Raw genomic sequence first — 13,790 nt, 5'->3', positions numbered from 1 at the left:
GGGCGTGGATCATGCCTGCGGCTCCTGCAGCGAACCGTTGCGCAGCGCACGCTGTTCGCGGCGGCGCGCAAGCCACTCGGAGAAGCGCTCCATGTACAGGTAGATCACCGGAGTGGTGTAAAGCGTGACCAGCTGCGACAGCAGCAGGCCGCCGACGATGGCGATGCCCAGCGGGCGGCGCAGCTCCGAGCCGATGCCGGTGCCCAATGCCAGTGGCAGCGCGCCGAGCATGGCGGCGGCGGTGGTCATCATGATCGGGCGGAAGCGCAGCAGGCAGGCGCGACGGATCGCTTCATGCGCGTTGGCGCCGGCGCGGCGCGCCTCGATCGCGAAGTCGACCATCATGATGCCGTTCTTCTTGACGATGCCGATCAGCAGCACGATGCCGACGATGCCATCCACCGACAGGCTCAGGCCGCACAGCATCAGCGCCAGCAGCGCACCGACACCGGCCGGCGGCAGGGTGGAGATGATCGTGATCGGGTGGATGTAGCTCTCATAGAGCACGCCCAGCACGATGTAGATCACCACCAGCGAGGCCAGCAGCAGCCACACCACATCGGTCTGGCTGCCGGTGAACTCGGCGGCCTTGCCGATGAACTCGGCATGCAGGTGGGTCGGCATGTCCAGGCTGTCCTTGGTCTCCTGGATTGCACGCACGGCCTCGGACAGCGAATAGCCCGGCGCCACGTTGAACGAGACCGTCACCGCCGGCAGCTGCTGCTGGTGGCTGACCACCAGCGGTGCGCTACTCACCTTGCCCTCGGCCAAGGCCGACAGCGGGATGATGTTGCCGGCGCCGACAGTGATGCCGGTGTTCTGCGCGCCGATGCCGGTGGCGGTGGACGAATTGGACGAGGTGACCTGGCCGAAGCTGGTGGCATTGGTGCCGGTCAGTGCGCCGGCGCCGTTGGAGGCCACGGCCAGCTGCTGCATCAGCGCGGTGCTGGTGCGGAACTCCGGTGCCACTTCCAGCACCACGCGGTACTGGTTGAGCTCGGTGAAGATGGTCGAGATCTGGCGCTGGCCGAACGCATCGTAGAGCGTGTCATCGATGGTCTGCATCGGCACGCCCAGTACGCTGGCCTTGTCGCGGTCGATGTTCAGCTCAAGCGCGCGGCCCTGGTTGGACAGGTTGTTGTCGACGTCGGCCAGTTCCGGGCGCTGGCGCAGCGCTTCGGTCAGGCGCGTGGCCTGGGTGGCCACCGTCGCCGAATCCACGTCCGACAGCGAGTACTGGTACTCGGTGGCAGCCACGCGGGTATCCAGGGTCACGTCCTGCACCGGCTTCAGGTACAGCGCCACGCCCGGAATGCCTGCCACTGCCTTCTGCAGGCGTGGCAGGATCTCGTCCAGGCCGTCGCGCTGGCTGCGCTCCTTCAGCACGATCGACAGCTGGCCCTGGTTGAGCGTGGGGTTCATGCTGCCGGCACCGATGAATGCAGAAACGCCGGTGACGTCCGGGTCCTGACGCAGTGCTTCTGCGACCTGCTTGGTGCGCTGCTCCATCTGCGGGAAGGCGATGTTCTGGTCGGCCTGCACCACGCCGGTGATCAGGCCGGTGTCCTGCTCGGGCAGCAGGCCCTTGGGAATCAGCACGTACAGCAGCACGGTCAGCACCAGCGCGCCGCCGGCCACGGCCAGGGTCAGGCGCTGGTGGCCCAGCACCCAGTCCAGGCTGTGCTCGTACAGGCCGACGGTGCGTGTCCACAGGTTCTGCTTGCCGGCCGCCGCTGCGCGCTCATGCGCGTCCTCGCCCTCGGGCAGGGCATCGGGCTTGAGCAGGTAGGCGCACATCATCGGGGTGAGCGTCAGCGAGATCAGCATCGACAGCACCACGGCGATGCTCAGCACCCACGCGAACTCATGGAACAGGCGGCCGGTGACGCCAGGCATCAGCAGCAGCGGCAGGAACACCGCCACCAGCGAGACGGTCAGCGACAGCACGGTGAAGCCGATCTGGCGCGCACCGATTTCGGCCGCCTCCTTGCCACTCTTGCCCTGCTCGATGTAGCGCACGATGTTCTCGATCATCACGATCGCATCGTCGACCACGAAGCCGGTGGCCACCACCAGCGCCATCAGCGAAAGGTTGTCCAGCGACATGCCGGCAAAGGCCATCACCGCGAAAGTGCCGGCCAGTGACAGCGGCACCGCCACCGACGGGATGATCGTGGCCCACAACCGGCGCAGGAACACGAAGATCACTGCCACCACCAGGCCGATGGTCAGGATCAGGGTGAACTGCACTTCGTGCACCGAGGCGCGGATGGTCTCGGTGCGGTCGTTGAAGATCTCCAGGTGCACGTCGGCCGGCAGCACGCCCTGCAGCTGCGGCAGGATCGCGCGGATGCGCTCGACGGTCTGCACGATGTTGGCGCCGGGCTGGCGGCGCACTTCCAGCAGTACCGCCGGCTTGCCATCGGCCCACGCGGCCAGCTGGTCGTTCTCCACGCCATCGACCACGTCGGCCACGTCCGACAGCCGCACCGGGCGGCCGTTCTTGTAGCTGATGATGGTGTCGCGGTACTCGGCGGCACTGGCCAGCTGGTCGTTGGTGCCGATGCTGTAGGACTGGGTCTTGCCGTTCAACGAACCCTTGGGCGCATTGACGTTGGCCTGGGTCAGCGCACTGCGCAGCTGTTCCAGGGTCAGGCCCATGTTCGACAGCTGCGCCGGGTTGACCTGGATGCGTACTGCTGGGCGCACGTTGCCGGCGATCGAGACCAGGCCCACGCCCTGCACCTGCGACAGGCGCTGAGCCAGGATCGAGTCGGCGTAGTTGTTGACGTCGCGCAGCGGGCGCGTGTCAGAGGTCAGCTTCAGGGTGACGATGGCCGCGTCGGCCGGGTTCACCCGGTTGTAGACCGGCTGGTAGGGCAGCGACGAGGGCAGGGTGGCCTGGCGGATCGCCGCCTGCACGTCCTGCGCGGCGATGTCGATGTCGCGGTCCATCGAGAACTGCAGGATGATCGTCGACAACCCGGCCGAGGAGTCGGAGGTCATCAGCTCCAGCCCGGAGATCTGCCCGAACTGGCGCTCCAGTGGCGTGGTGACCAGCGAAGCCATGGTGGTGGCATTGGCGCCGGGGTACTGGGTGGTGACCACCAGGCTGGGTGCATCGATTTCCGGCAGCGCCGACACCGGCAGCTTGCGGTAACCGAGGATGCCCAGCAGCAACAGCCCCGCCATCAACAGCGAGGTGGCGATGGGGCGGCGGATGAAGATCGTCGAAAAGCCCACGGACTGATCCTTGCTGGCACTTCATTGGCAGCGCCGGCGGGGATGCCGGCGCGGGAGAGGTCAGTGGCCTGCGCTCAGCGCGGGCCACCACCACGACGGCCACCGCCGCCACCGTTCTTCTGCTCGGCGGCCTTCAGTTCGGCCTCGGTCGGCGCGGCCGGCGTTTCGCCCGGCTTCAACGCGGTGACCTTGCTGCCCGGCTTGAGGCGGAACTGGCCTTCACTGACCACGCGCTCGCCACCCTTCAGGCCTTCGGCGATCTGCACCTGGCTGTCGCCCACTTCCACGCCGCTGCGCACGGTCTGCATCTTTACCGTGTTGTCGCCCTGCACGATGTAGACGTACTCGCCATCCGGGCCACGCAGCACCGCCTGGGTCGGGATGACCACGCCGCCACCGATGGTACGCAGCTGCATGCGCACGTTGACGAACTGGCCCGGCCACAGCCCGTTGTCGGTGTTGTCGAAGATCGCGCGGGCCTTGAACGTGCCGCTGTCGGCGCTGATCAGGTTGTCGACCACGTCCAGCTTGCCGTCACCGGAGAGCACGTGCGAATCGGCGCGGTCCAGCGCGGCCACCGGCACCGTGCCGGCCGCCTGCGCCTGGCGCACGTCGCCGAGCTGGCGCTCGGGCAGGTTGAACAGCACGTGGATCGGATGGATCTGGGTCAGCGTGACCAGCGCGGTACCCGCGTTGACCACGTTGCCGGCGTCGACCGCGCGGATGCCGGCAATGCCGGAGATCGGTGCGGTGACCTTGGTGTACTGCAGCTGCACCTGTGCCGAGCGCATGCTGGCCTCGTTCGCTGCGACCGCGCTTTCGTACTGTGCCACTTGGTTTCGCTGTGTATCCAGATCGGTCTTGGCAACGTACTGGCGATACTCGGGTGCGTTCGAGCGCTGGAAGTTGGAGCGTGCGGTGGCCAGCAGGGCTTCGTTCTGGCGCTTGGCCGCCGCCGCCTGGTCATAGCTGGCCTGCGCGGTGCGCGGATCGATCACCGCCAGCACGTCACCCTGCTTCACTTCCTGGCCTTCGCGGAAATTGAGGCTCATCAGCTGGCCGCCCACCTGCGGGCTGACGGTGACCGTGTTCATCGCCGTCACCGTGCCCAGCGCGCTGGCGTACACCGGCACGTCCTGGCGCGTGGCGTCGACCACGGTCACCGGCACCGGACCGGCATCCGGGTCTTCGCCGCCCTGGCGTGCGTCCGCAGCGGGTTTTCCAGCCTTGTCCTTGCCTCCGCCGACGACGCGCAGGCCGATCACGGCCAGCACCAGTACCGCCACGACCAGCAGCACGATCTTCCAAACACGTGACATTACGAGGACTCCAAGAGGGCTGGACCGGGCGGGACCCCGGGGGCAATGCGCAAAGCATACCTGTGCCACATCACGTTTCCTGCATGACGGATGGGACGGGCGCTAAGACCGGATCCAGCCGCGGAGGTTCCCGTGGCGGCAGTGTTGCCCTACATTCAGCTGGAACCCCTTGCCGTGGAGATTGCGATGCGCCGTTCGCTGCTGTTGTCCGCCCTGTTGCTGGCCCTGCCGGCGCTTGCCCATGCCCAGGACGGGCAGCGCCCGGAAGTGACCGCCGCCGCACAGCGGCTGCAGGCCCGGGTGGTTGAATGGCGCCGCGATTTCCACCAGCACCCGGAGCTGTCCAACCGCGAGGCGCGCACCTCGGCCGAGGTCGCCAAGCGCCTGCGTGCGATGGGCCTGAAGCCGAAGACCGGCATCGCCCATCACGGCGTGGTGGCGATCATCGAAGGCGGCAAGCCGGGCCCGAAGATCGCGCTGCGCGCGGACATGGATGCGTTGCCGGTGACCGAGCAGACCGGCCTGCCGTTCGCCTCCAAGGCCACCGACCAGTACCGCGGCCAGACCGTGGGCGTGATGCATGCCTGCGGCCATGATGCGCACACCGCCACCCTGCTCGGCGTGGCCGAAGCGCTGGTGTCGATGAAGAAGGACCTGCCGGGCCAGGTGATGCTGATCTTCCAGCCGGCCGAGGAAGGCGCACCGCCACCGGAAGAGGGCGGTGCGGCACTGATGTTGAAGGAAGGACTGTTCGCCGACTTCAAGCCGGAGGCGGTGTTCGGCCTGCATGTGTTCTCCAGCGTGCAGGCAGGGCAGATCGCAGTGCGTGGTGGCCCGCTGATGGCCGCCTCGGACCGCTTCGGGATCAAGGTGATCGGCCGCCAGACGCACGGTTCGGCACCGTGGAATGGCGTGGACCCGATCGTGGCCACCGCCGATCTGGTCGGCACCGCGCAGACCATCGTCAGCCGCCGCGCCAACCTGTCCAAGCAGCCGGCGGTGCTGACCTTCGGCGCGATCAACGGCGGCATCCGCTACAACATCATTCCGGATGAAGTGGAAATGGTCGGCACCATCCGTACCTTCGACGAAGGCATGCGCCAGCAGATCTTCGCCGACCTGCGCAACGTGGCCGAGCATACTGCTGCCGCGCACGGCGCGAAGGCAGTGACCGACATCTACGAGTCGGAAGGCAACCCGGCGACGGTGAACGACCCGGCGCTGACCGCGAAGATGCTGCCGAGCCTGCAGGCGGTGGTCGGCAAGGACAACGTGTACGAGCCGCCGCTGCAGATGGGCGCGGAGGACTTCTCGCTTTACGCGAAGGAAGTTCCGGGCATGTTCTTCTTCGTGGGTTCGACCAGCGTGGGCATCGACCCGGCGACGGCGCCGGCCAACCATTCGCCGAAGTTCCTGCTGGATGAGAAGGCGCTGGATGTTGGGCTGCGGGCGTTGCTGCAGGTGAGCCTGGATTACCTGCACGGTGCCGGCACTCCTGCGGGCTGAGGGTTTCCGGCAGGGCTTGCAGCCCTGGGTACGCGACATCGCATACGCGCTGTCGCTCCCACAGTTCGCTGCGCGAACCGTGGGCCCCCCTTACCAGCTTCCAGACCCCCGCCGCTTCGCGGCCGCCCCCTGACTCAGGGGGCTTTCCTCTAGACCCGATCCCGTGGCTTGCCGGTAGATCCACGCCATGCGTGGATGGCAGACATCCGGAATGTCTGAAGGATCGGCTTTTGATTTTGATTTTCCTGATCTTTCCCGTGGTGGTGGCCGCGCGTAGGGAACTGTCAGGGGCCGGGTGGGTAGGCGGGGCGGGGGTGTCCGCGGCATGGATGCCGCGGCCAAGCCCCCAGGGATGGGTTTACGGCGTCCCCCGACCCGCCTGCCCACCCGGCCAAGCCGAGAGACCGCCTTCCGCGACCAACCAACACACCCACCACAGAGGGGCTCCGCCGTTGGCCGGCCCGGCCGAAGGCCCGCTTCTGGCGCGATACAATGACGCCCATGAACACCCCACAGGATTCCAGCCTCGGTCGCGAGGTCAGTTACCCGTCGCAGTACGATCCCGGCCTGCTGTTCCCCATCCCCCGCAGCGGCGCCCGCGCCGAGATCGGCCTCGATGATGCGGCGCTGCCGTTCGTCGGCCATGACCGCTGGCATGCCTTCGAGCTGAGCTGGCTCGACCCGCGCGGCAAGCCGCAGGTCGCCGTCGCCACCGTGCAGGTGCCGTGCACCTCGCCGCGGCTGATCGAATCGAAGTCGTTCAAGCTGTACCTCAACTCCCTCAACAGCACCCGCATCGACACCGCCGAAGCGCTGCGCGCACGCATCGTCGCCGACCTGTCGGCCTGTGCCGGTGCGCCGGTCCATGTGGCGTTCGGTCTGCCGGGCCTGCGCGAGACGCCGCTCGGCGAATCGATTGACGGGCTGGAGGTGGAGATCGACTGCTATGGCCCCCCGCAGGCGGACTTCCTTGCCGCTGATGCCGGCCAGGTGGTGGAAGAGACCCTGGTCTCGGCGCTGCTGAAGTCCAACTGCCCGGTCACCGGCCAGCCGGACTGGGCCACGGTCAGCCTGCGCTACCGCGGGCCGAAGATCGACCGCGCCGGCCTGCTGCGCTATCTGGTCAGCTACCGCGAGCACGCCGAGTTCCACGAGCAGTGCGTTGAGCGGATCTTCAGCGAGGTGTCCACGCGCTGCCAGCCGGAGTGGCTGGAAGTGGAAGCGCGCTATACCCGTCGTGGAGGCCTGGACATCAATCCCTGGCGGGCCAGCCCCGGCATCGCCGCCCCGGCTGCGACCTACCGCGAACTGCGCCAGTAACCGGTAGTGCCGGCCGCTGGCCGGCAACCGCGCGCAACCCGCATCCAGGGCAGGCCGGCCAGCGGCCGGCATGACCAGGCACCCGCTCTCCCGATTGTTCAGCCGCCCCGGGGGGCGGCTTCACATCTGCACCATCCCCATTTAACAACCTCCATGGCAACGTGCGAACCACGTAGTCATGCAGACGGGAGTTGTGGATGAGTACCGAGAAGAAAGCCGATTTCTCCGGCGTCAGTGCCAGCGTCGACAGTACCGCCGAGCAGGTGCCGAAGGCGGACTTCTCCGGCGTCAGCGCTTCGGTGGACAGCACCGCCGAGGTTGTCAGCGGCGGCACCTACACCGTGCAGAAGGGAGATTCGCTGTCGAAGATCGCCAAGCAGCACCTGGGCGACGCCAATGCCTGGAAGAAGATCTTCGAAGCCAACCGCGATGTGCTCGATGACCCGGACAAGATCTTCCCGGGCCAGACCCTGAAGCTGCCGCCGAAGTAAGCCGGCAATCGAACGCCGTCCGACAATCCCCTGGGAGGAACCCCGAATGATCAAGACCACCCCGCTCCAGACCGCCCTGATCGCCGCCCTGCTGGGCAGCGTTGCCCTGGTCGGTTGCAAGAAGAAGGAAGAGTCGACCGACAGCAACGCCGCACCGGCAGCAACCGCGCCGGCTGAACCGGCAGCGCCGGCGCCGATGACCGGCGCACCGCCGCCGATGGCCGAAGCCGCTGCGGTCAGCGTCTCCACCGTTACCGTGGGCAAGACGGCCGCCGCCGACAAGTCGGTCGCACCGGCTGCCCTGTTCGCACCGAAGGATGACGTCATCGTCTCGATCAAGACCGACGGCGCCGCCAACAATGTCAATGTCGGCGCCAAGCTGACCTACCAGGACGGCCAGGTGGCCGGCGAACAGACCGCGACCCTGAACGCCAGCGGCGCGGAAACCACCAACGTCACGTTCAAGAATGCAAAGGGCTGGCCGGCCGGCAAGTACCGCGCCGAGGTCATGGTCGATGGCAAGGCGGCCGGAACGCCGCAGGAGTTCGAGGTCAAGTAAGTCCTGCCGACTCTCTCCCGGCAGGACTCACGATGGGCGCAGCCGCGAGGCTGCGTCCTTTTTTATTGGGCGATGCTCGCTCGACATGGATCTCGGGTACCCTCAGCCGCATACGGACAGGTCGGGGGACAGGATGCTCAGCTGGATGGCACTCACCCTCGCAATCGCACCCGCTGATCTGTGGAGCTACAGCTGCGACCACTTTCTATACGGTGCCTGTCTGCGCGTGCCTACGGGCATGTCCGTGACCTACGAGGCACCTGTCGACTTTGGTCTGCACCGCGTCAGGCGTGGCGATAGGGAAGTCGCCTTGATCTACGAGGGCGATGCACCTGAAAAGCCTGCGCCCGGAAGCACGCCGGATCTGCGCTTCACGGACAGCGGATATGCCGTGTCGGGGTACGCAAGCGCGGACGGAGGTTCCACCCGGTACGACGTCTACGTTCGACCCAGCGTGTCTGGCGCCGGTTCGCTGCACATCCGAGGTGCTGCTGCGACGGCAGATGAAGTCGCCAGCCTGGCCGCCGTCGTTGGAGGATTCCGCGTCTGCAGCTTCCGGCGAAGCAAACGCGCACAGACGTTGACCTGTCCGATGGGCGCCGAGTGGGGGCAGCGATTGTCGGAGTGGGTCGTGCGTGCCTCCACGAGCGAGAAGTCGAACTAGCCGACCAAGCCTCAGGTTCCAGGCGGGAAGCTAACCAGCCGCGCAACACAGTGGTGCAGTACCGCCGCGTATGGCGCGGCTTTGCCCCGCGCGGCTGAAAACGCGACAATGCAGGGGTTTCCCCACCGCGCGCCCACCCTGACGGCGGCAGGGAAAAGCGACACGGTTGCACGTGGCCCGGCGCTGGCGCCGGCCTTCCCCTGAGCACTGCTACAGAGTCCAAGTCCCCCATGTCCAAGATCCTCTACACGCTGACCGACGAAGCCCCGTTCCTGGCCACCCAGTCGCTGCTGCCGATCGTCGATGCCTACACCGCAACTGCCGGCATCGTGGTCGAAACCCGTGACATCTCGCTGTCCGGTCGCATCCTGTCGCAGTTCCCGGAACTGCTGTCCGATGCACAGAAGGTCAGTGACGACCTGGCCGAACTGGGCCAGCTGGCGACCACCCCGGACGCCAACATCATCAAGCTGCCGAACATTTCGGCGTCGGTGCCGCAGCTGAAGGCGGCCATCAAGGAACTGCAGGACCAGGGCTATCCGCTGCCGGACTACCCGGAAACCCCGGCCGACGACCAGCAGCGCGACTACAAGGCGCGCTATGACAAGGTCAAGGGCAGCGCGGTGAACCCGGTGCTGCGCGAAGGCAACTCCGACCGCCGCGCACCGCTGTCGGTGAAGAACTACGCGCGCAAGCATCCGCACCGCATGGGCGCCTGGGCCGCCGATTCGAAGTCGCACGTCGCGCACATGGCTGCCGGTGACTTCTACGGCAGCGAGAAGTCGGCCACCCTGGCCAACGCCGGTTCGCTGAAGATCACCTTCCACGGCAAGGACGGCAGCGCCGTCGTGCTGAAGGAAAAGACCGCGGTCAAGGCCGGCGAGATCGTCGATGCCGCGGTGATGAGCCGCAAGGCGCTGGCCGCGTTCATCGGCGAGCAGATCGCCGATGCCAAGGCCCAGGGCGTGCTGTTCTCGCTGCACCTGAAGGCGACCATGATGAAGGTCTCCGACCCGATCATGTTCGGCGTGGCGGTCAACGAGTTCTACAAGGACGTGCTGGCCAAGCATGCCGACGTGCTCAAGCAGGCCGGTTTCGATGCCAACAACGGCATCGGTGACCTGGCCGCGCGCCTGCCGTCGCTGCCGGAAGCCACCCGTGCCGCCATCGAAGCCGACCTGGCCGCCGAGTACGCACAGCGTCCGGGCGTGGCCATGGTCAACTCGGACAAGGGCATCACCAACCTGCACGTCCCGAGCGACGTGATCGTCGACGCCTCGATGCCGGCGATGATCCGCGACTCCGGCAAGATGTGGAACGCCGAAGGCAAGCTGCAGGACACCAAGGCGGTCATTCCGGACCGCTGCTACGCCGGCGTGTACCAGGCCGTCATCGACGACTGCAAGGCGCACGGCGCCTTCGACCCGGCCACCATGGGCTCGGTGCCGAACGTCGGCCTGATGGCGCAGAAGGCCGAAGAGTACGGCTCGCACGACAAGACCTTCCAGATCGCCGCCGATGGCGTGGTCAAGGTCACCGACGATGCCGGCAACGTGGTGTTCGAGCACGCCGTGGAAGCCGGTGACATCTGGCGCATGTGCCAGACCAAGGATGCGCCGATCCAGGACTGGGTGAAGCTGGCCGTCGAACGCGCCCGCCTGAGCAGCACCCCGGCCGTGTTCTGGCTGGACGCCGCCCGTGCCCACGATGCACAGGTCATCGCCAAGGTCGAAACCTATCTGAAGAACCACGACACCGCCGGCCTGGACATCCGCATCCTGCCGCCGGTGGAAGCCACCGCGTTCTCGCTGGACCGCATCCGCAAGGGTGAGGACACCATCTCGGTGACCGGCAACGTGCTGCGCGACTACCTGACCGACCTGTTCCCGATCATGGAGCTGGGCACCAGCGCCAAGATGCTGTCGATCGTGCCGCTGATGGCCGGTGGCGGCCTGTTCGAGACCGGCGCCGGTGGCTCGGCGCCGAAGCACGTGCAGCAGTTCGTCGAAGAGGACTACCTGCGCTGGGATTCGCTGGGTGAATTCCTGGCGCTGGCCGCGTCGCTGGAACACCTGGGCAACCGTTACGACAACGCCGCCGCCCGCGTGCTGGCCAAGGCCCTGGACGAAGCCAACGGCCAGTTCCTGGACAACGACAAGTCGCCGTCGCGCAAGCTGGGTGGCATCGACAATCGCGGCAGCCACTTCTACATCGCGCTGTACTGGGCCCAGGCCCTGGCCGCGCAGAATGAAGATGCCGCGCTGAAGGCACGCTTCGCCCCGCTGGCCAAGGCGCTGACCGACAACGAGCAGAAGATCGTCGACGAGCTGATCGCCGTGCAGGGCAAGGCCGTGGATATCGGCGGCTACTACCGCCCGGACGTGGCCAAGGCCAGCAAGGCGATGCGCCCGAGCGCGACCTTCAATGCCGCCCTGGAGCAGCTGCGCGGCTGATCCATCGCCGTCCCGTTGCGACCCCGGAACCCGCGCTTCGGCGCGGGTTTCTTTTTGCGTGGCCGGCCGCGTCCGATCTTCGGCCAGAACCGTGAAATCCGTCGGCTGTCGTAACGCCGTCAAGAGGGCATGAAACTTGCCCACGATGGTTGTCGCAGAAAGGAAATGGCTGCGTTCGCGATCACTTCCAATCTGAGCAATCGATCACGACGGTCGCCGCAGGCGATGCCCTAGCCTTGGCGACGCGAGGCCACCGGGGAGGTGGTCGCACGGGGAACACCGATGGCACGCGTGCTGGTAGTGGGAACCGATATCCAGGGCGAGCAGGCCCTGCTGCAACGGCTGCGCCTGGCCTCTGCACTGCCCGATGGGCAGGTGCGGCGCAGCCAGGACCTGGACGACTGCGACCTGCTGGTCATCCGTGATACCCCGGCGCTGCGCAATGCGGCCCAGCGCATGCGCCAGCAACGCCCGCGACTGCACTGCTGGATCGAGGACCTGGGAGGCCAGCTGCGTGATGGCGATGGCCATCAGGACGTACTGGATGACGGTGCCATCGCCCGCGCCTTGCGCGGCATGCAGGTGGCCGTGGAGCCCCTGGCCATGCACGCACCCGCTCCGATCCGCTTGGCCGATGGTGCGCATGCCATCACCCGACTGCTGCGCGAACGGCTGCCGCTGCGCCAGGGCCAGGCCCTGTTGAGTGATGCGGGCGAGCCGTTGCTGCTGATGGATCTGGAGCATGACCAGGCGGTGCTGCTGCAGGAGCCTTCCGCCGCACTGGTAGAGCGCCTGGCCGACGCCTTCGAGCGACTGCAGCTGGATGCGCTGACACCGGCACGACTGCAGGCGTTGGCCGGCGACCGTGCACGCCAGCCACTGCGGCCGTTGCTGTGGCAGTGGGCGCAGCGCAGTCGTCACTGGCAGGCGCTGGACGAGCGCCTGCGCGGTGCTTCGGTGAAGCTGCTGCGCTGGCCCGATTTCCGCGTGCTGGGCCACGATCACGATGGCTTCCGCCTGTGCTCGCTGCTGCTCAAGCGGGCCTGCACGGTGGACGAGTGCGCGATGCTGCTGGAACTGCCGGCGGCGGCGGTGCGCGACTTCATCCATGCGGCCTATCTGTGTGGCTATGCGCAGCTGCAGGCCGCACCGACGTCGTCGGTAGCGACGGCGCGCAGCGTGGGTGCCGATCACGGCCTGCTCGCCCGCCTGTGGCGGCACCTGCGCGGGAGCGAGCGCAATGCGTGAGCACAAGGTGGTGGTGCTGGGCGGGATGGGCAGTGGCAAGTCGACCCTGGTGCGCAGCATCGCGGCCGGCGCGGTGATCGATACGGATGTGGCCAACAGTGATCGCCTTGGCGCCGACAAGGCCTCCACCACCGTCGCGCTGGACTACGCCGACATCGACCTGCCCAACGGCGAACGGCTGCGCCTGTACGGCACCCCGGGCCAGCAGCGCTTCGACTTCCTGTGGCCGATCCTGCTGCAGGGTGCGCGCGGTGCGGTGTTGCTGCTGGATGCGCGTCGCGCCGGCATGGCCGCCGAGCTGCAGGACTACCTGCAGGTGCTGCGGCCGTTTGCATCGGCGCTGGCGCTGGTGGTGGCGGTCACCCATCTCGATCAGGCGCCCCATGCCGCGCTGGATGACTGGGCCACGCGTGCCTGCCTCGACGACCAGCCACTGCCGCTGCTGGCGGTCGATGCCCGCGACCGCGAGCAGGGACTGCTGCTGATGGATGTGTTGATGGGCGAAATGGAAGCGCATGCACTGGTGGCCGCGCATGGCTGACGGGCAGGTGGCGGTCCTGCCCGATGCCGGTCAGCGCGAGCGCCTGCAACCGCTGCTGCACGACCTGCAGCAGCGGGTCGAAGGTGTGCGCACGGTCGTGCTGGCCAGCGTGGATGGTTTCGCGCTGGTCAGCGCCGGTGCTGACGGTCGCGGCGAACGGTTGGCGGCGATGACCAGCGCGATGCTGGCGCTGGCCGCGGCGGTGGGGCGCGAGCTGGTGCTGGGCGATCTGCAGACGCTGATGCTGGAAGCCGCGGGGGGCAAGGTGCTGATGCTGGCGATCCAGGCCGAACGGCGCGCGCCGCTGCTGCTGATGGCAGCCTGCGACCAGCGCAGCGTGATCGGCCAGGTGCTGTGGCAGAGCAGGGAATGTGGCCAGGCGATCCTGGCCGAACTCAGCGGATCGTGAGCCCGGCCGCAGGGGAACAAGGGGCTCGAACCAACAC

At 67.3% G+C, this 13,790-nt stretch carries 11 protein-coding genes; 9 read left to right on the top strand and 2 right to left on the bottom strand.

The features are described from left to right. Positions 1-9: 9 nt before the first annotated feature. Together K5L94_RS20185 and K5L94_RS20180 are read right to left on the bottom strand one after the other, a co-directional pair. A complete protein-coding gene (locus K5L94_RS20185; protein WP_053450980.1) occupies positions 10-3,243 on the bottom strand; it encodes an efflux RND transporter permease subunit in 3,234 nt (1,077 codons plus the stop codon). A gap of 74 nt (positions 3,244-3,317) precedes the next feature. After that, positions 3,318-4,562, bottom strand: coding sequence for an efflux RND transporter periplasmic adaptor subunit (locus K5L94_RS20180; protein ID WP_274511245.1), 1,245 nt, complete (start codon positions 4,560-4,562; stop codon positions 3,318-3,320). Between the two features lie 186 nt (positions 4,563-4,748). Here K5L94_RS20180 and K5L94_RS20175 point away from each other — a divergent pair, with 186 nt between their 5' ends. From K5L94_RS20175 to K5L94_RS20135, 9 genes are all read left to right on the top strand, one after another. Next, entirely contained in the window at positions 4,749-6,068 is a 1,320-nt protein-coding gene (locus K5L94_RS20175; protein WP_006473586.1) for a M20 family metallopeptidase, read from the top strand. Between the two features lie 501 nt (positions 6,069-6,569). Continuing rightward, positions 6,570-7,388 (top strand): NADPH-dependent 7-cyano-7-deazaguanine reductase QueF, encoded by an 819-nt coding sequence (gene queF / locus K5L94_RS20170; protein WP_133935748.1) that lies wholly within the window; start codon positions 6,570-6,572, stop codon positions 7,386-7,388. A 197-nt stretch (positions 7,389-7,585) separates the two neighbouring features. Continuing rightward, the gene (locus K5L94_RS20165; protein ID WP_006473550.1) at positions 7,586-7,879 is read left to right on the top strand and encodes a LysM peptidoglycan-binding domain-containing protein; all 294 of its coding nucleotides are present in this window, start codon (positions 7,586-7,588) and stop codon (positions 7,877-7,879) included. A 46-nt stretch (positions 7,880-7,925) separates the two neighbouring features. Further along, the gene (locus K5L94_RS20160) at positions 7,926-8,438 is read left to right on the top strand and encodes a hypothetical protein (protein WP_006473548.1); all 513 of its coding nucleotides are present in this window, start codon (positions 7,926-7,928) and stop codon (positions 8,436-8,438) included. A 145-nt stretch (positions 8,439-8,583) separates the two neighbouring features. Then, positions 8,584-9,102 carry a hypothetical protein gene (locus tag K5L94_RS20155; RefSeq protein ID WP_274511244.1) on the top strand — a complete coding sequence of 173 codons (519 nt, stop codon included), beginning with the start codon at positions 8,584-8,586 and terminating at the stop codon, positions 9,100-9,102. Positions 9,103-9,332: 230 nt separating this feature from the next. Continuing rightward, positions 9,333-11,555 carry an NADP-dependent isocitrate dehydrogenase gene (locus tag K5L94_RS20150; RefSeq protein WP_006473546.1) on the top strand — a complete coding sequence of 741 codons (2,223 nt, stop codon included), beginning with the start codon at positions 9,333-9,335 and terminating at the stop codon, positions 11,553-11,555. A gap of 282 nt (positions 11,556-11,837) precedes the next feature. Then, positions 11,838-12,803 carry a hypothetical protein gene (locus tag K5L94_RS20145; protein WP_274511243.1) on the top strand — a complete coding sequence of 322 codons (966 nt, stop codon included), beginning with the start codon at positions 11,838-11,840 and terminating at the stop codon, positions 12,801-12,803. Beyond that, positions 12,796-13,344, top strand: coding sequence for a GTP-binding protein (locus tag K5L94_RS20140; RefSeq protein ID WP_274511242.1), 549 nt, complete (start codon positions 12,796-12,798; stop codon positions 13,342-13,344). Before K5L94_RS20145 ends, K5L94_RS20140 begins: the two co-directional genes overlap by 8 nt. Then, entirely contained in the window at positions 13,337-13,753 is a 417-nt protein-coding gene (locus K5L94_RS20135) for a roadblock/LC7 domain-containing protein (protein WP_274511241.1), read from the top strand. Before K5L94_RS20140 ends, K5L94_RS20135 begins: the two co-directional genes overlap by 8 nt. Positions 13,754-13,790 lie beyond the last annotated feature (37 nt).

The organism is Stenotrophomonas forensis, assembly GCF_028752115.1.
GTDB classification, from domain to species: domain Bacteria; phylum Pseudomonadota; class Gammaproteobacteria; order Xanthomonadales; family Xanthomonadaceae; genus Stenotrophomonas; species Stenotrophomonas forensis.
Note: the sequence above shows the minus strand (reverse complement) of the source record. Positions and strands in the feature narration are given on the sequence as shown.

What these genes read in the sequence shown, in the direction of transcription:
- K5L94_RS20160 (WP_006473548.1), top strand. Translation starts at nt 7,926, where the DNA reads ATGATCAAGACCACCCCGCTCCAGACCGCCCTGATCGCCGCCCTGCTG.
- queF (WP_133935748.1), top strand. Translation starts at nt 6,570, where the DNA reads ATGAACACCCCACAGGATTCCAGCCTCGGTCGCGAGGTCAGTTACCCG.
- K5L94_RS20140 (WP_274511242.1), top strand. Translation starts at nt 12,796, where the DNA reads ATGCGTGAGCACAAGGTGGTGGTGCTGGGCGGGATGGGCAGTGGCAAG.
- K5L94_RS20155 (WP_274511244.1), top strand. Translation starts at nt 8,584, where the DNA reads ATGGCACTCACCCTCGCAATCGCACCCGCTGATCTGTGGAGCTACAGC.
- K5L94_RS20135 (WP_274511241.1), top strand. Translation starts at nt 13,337, where the DNA reads ATGGCTGACGGGCAGGTGGCGGTCCTGCCCGATGCCGGTCAGCGCGAG.
- K5L94_RS20150 (WP_006473546.1), top strand. Translation starts at nt 9,333, where the DNA reads ATGTCCAAGATCCTCTACACGCTGACCGACGAAGCCCCGTTCCTGGCC.
- K5L94_RS20165 (WP_006473550.1), top strand. Translation starts at nt 7,586, where the DNA reads ATGAGTACCGAGAAGAAAGCCGATTTCTCCGGCGTCAGTGCCAGCGTC.
- K5L94_RS20175 (WP_006473586.1), top strand. Translation starts at nt 4,749, where the DNA reads ATGCGCCGTTCGCTGCTGTTGTCCGCCCTGTTGCTGGCCCTGCCGGCG.
- K5L94_RS20145 (WP_274511243.1), top strand. Translation starts at nt 11,838, where the DNA reads ATGGCACGCGTGCTGGTAGTGGGAACCGATATCCAGGGCGAGCAGGCC.
- K5L94_RS20180 (WP_274511245.1), bottom strand. Translation starts at nt 4,562, where the DNA reads ATGTCACGTGTTTGGAAGATCGTGCTGCTGGTCGTGGCGGTACTGGTG.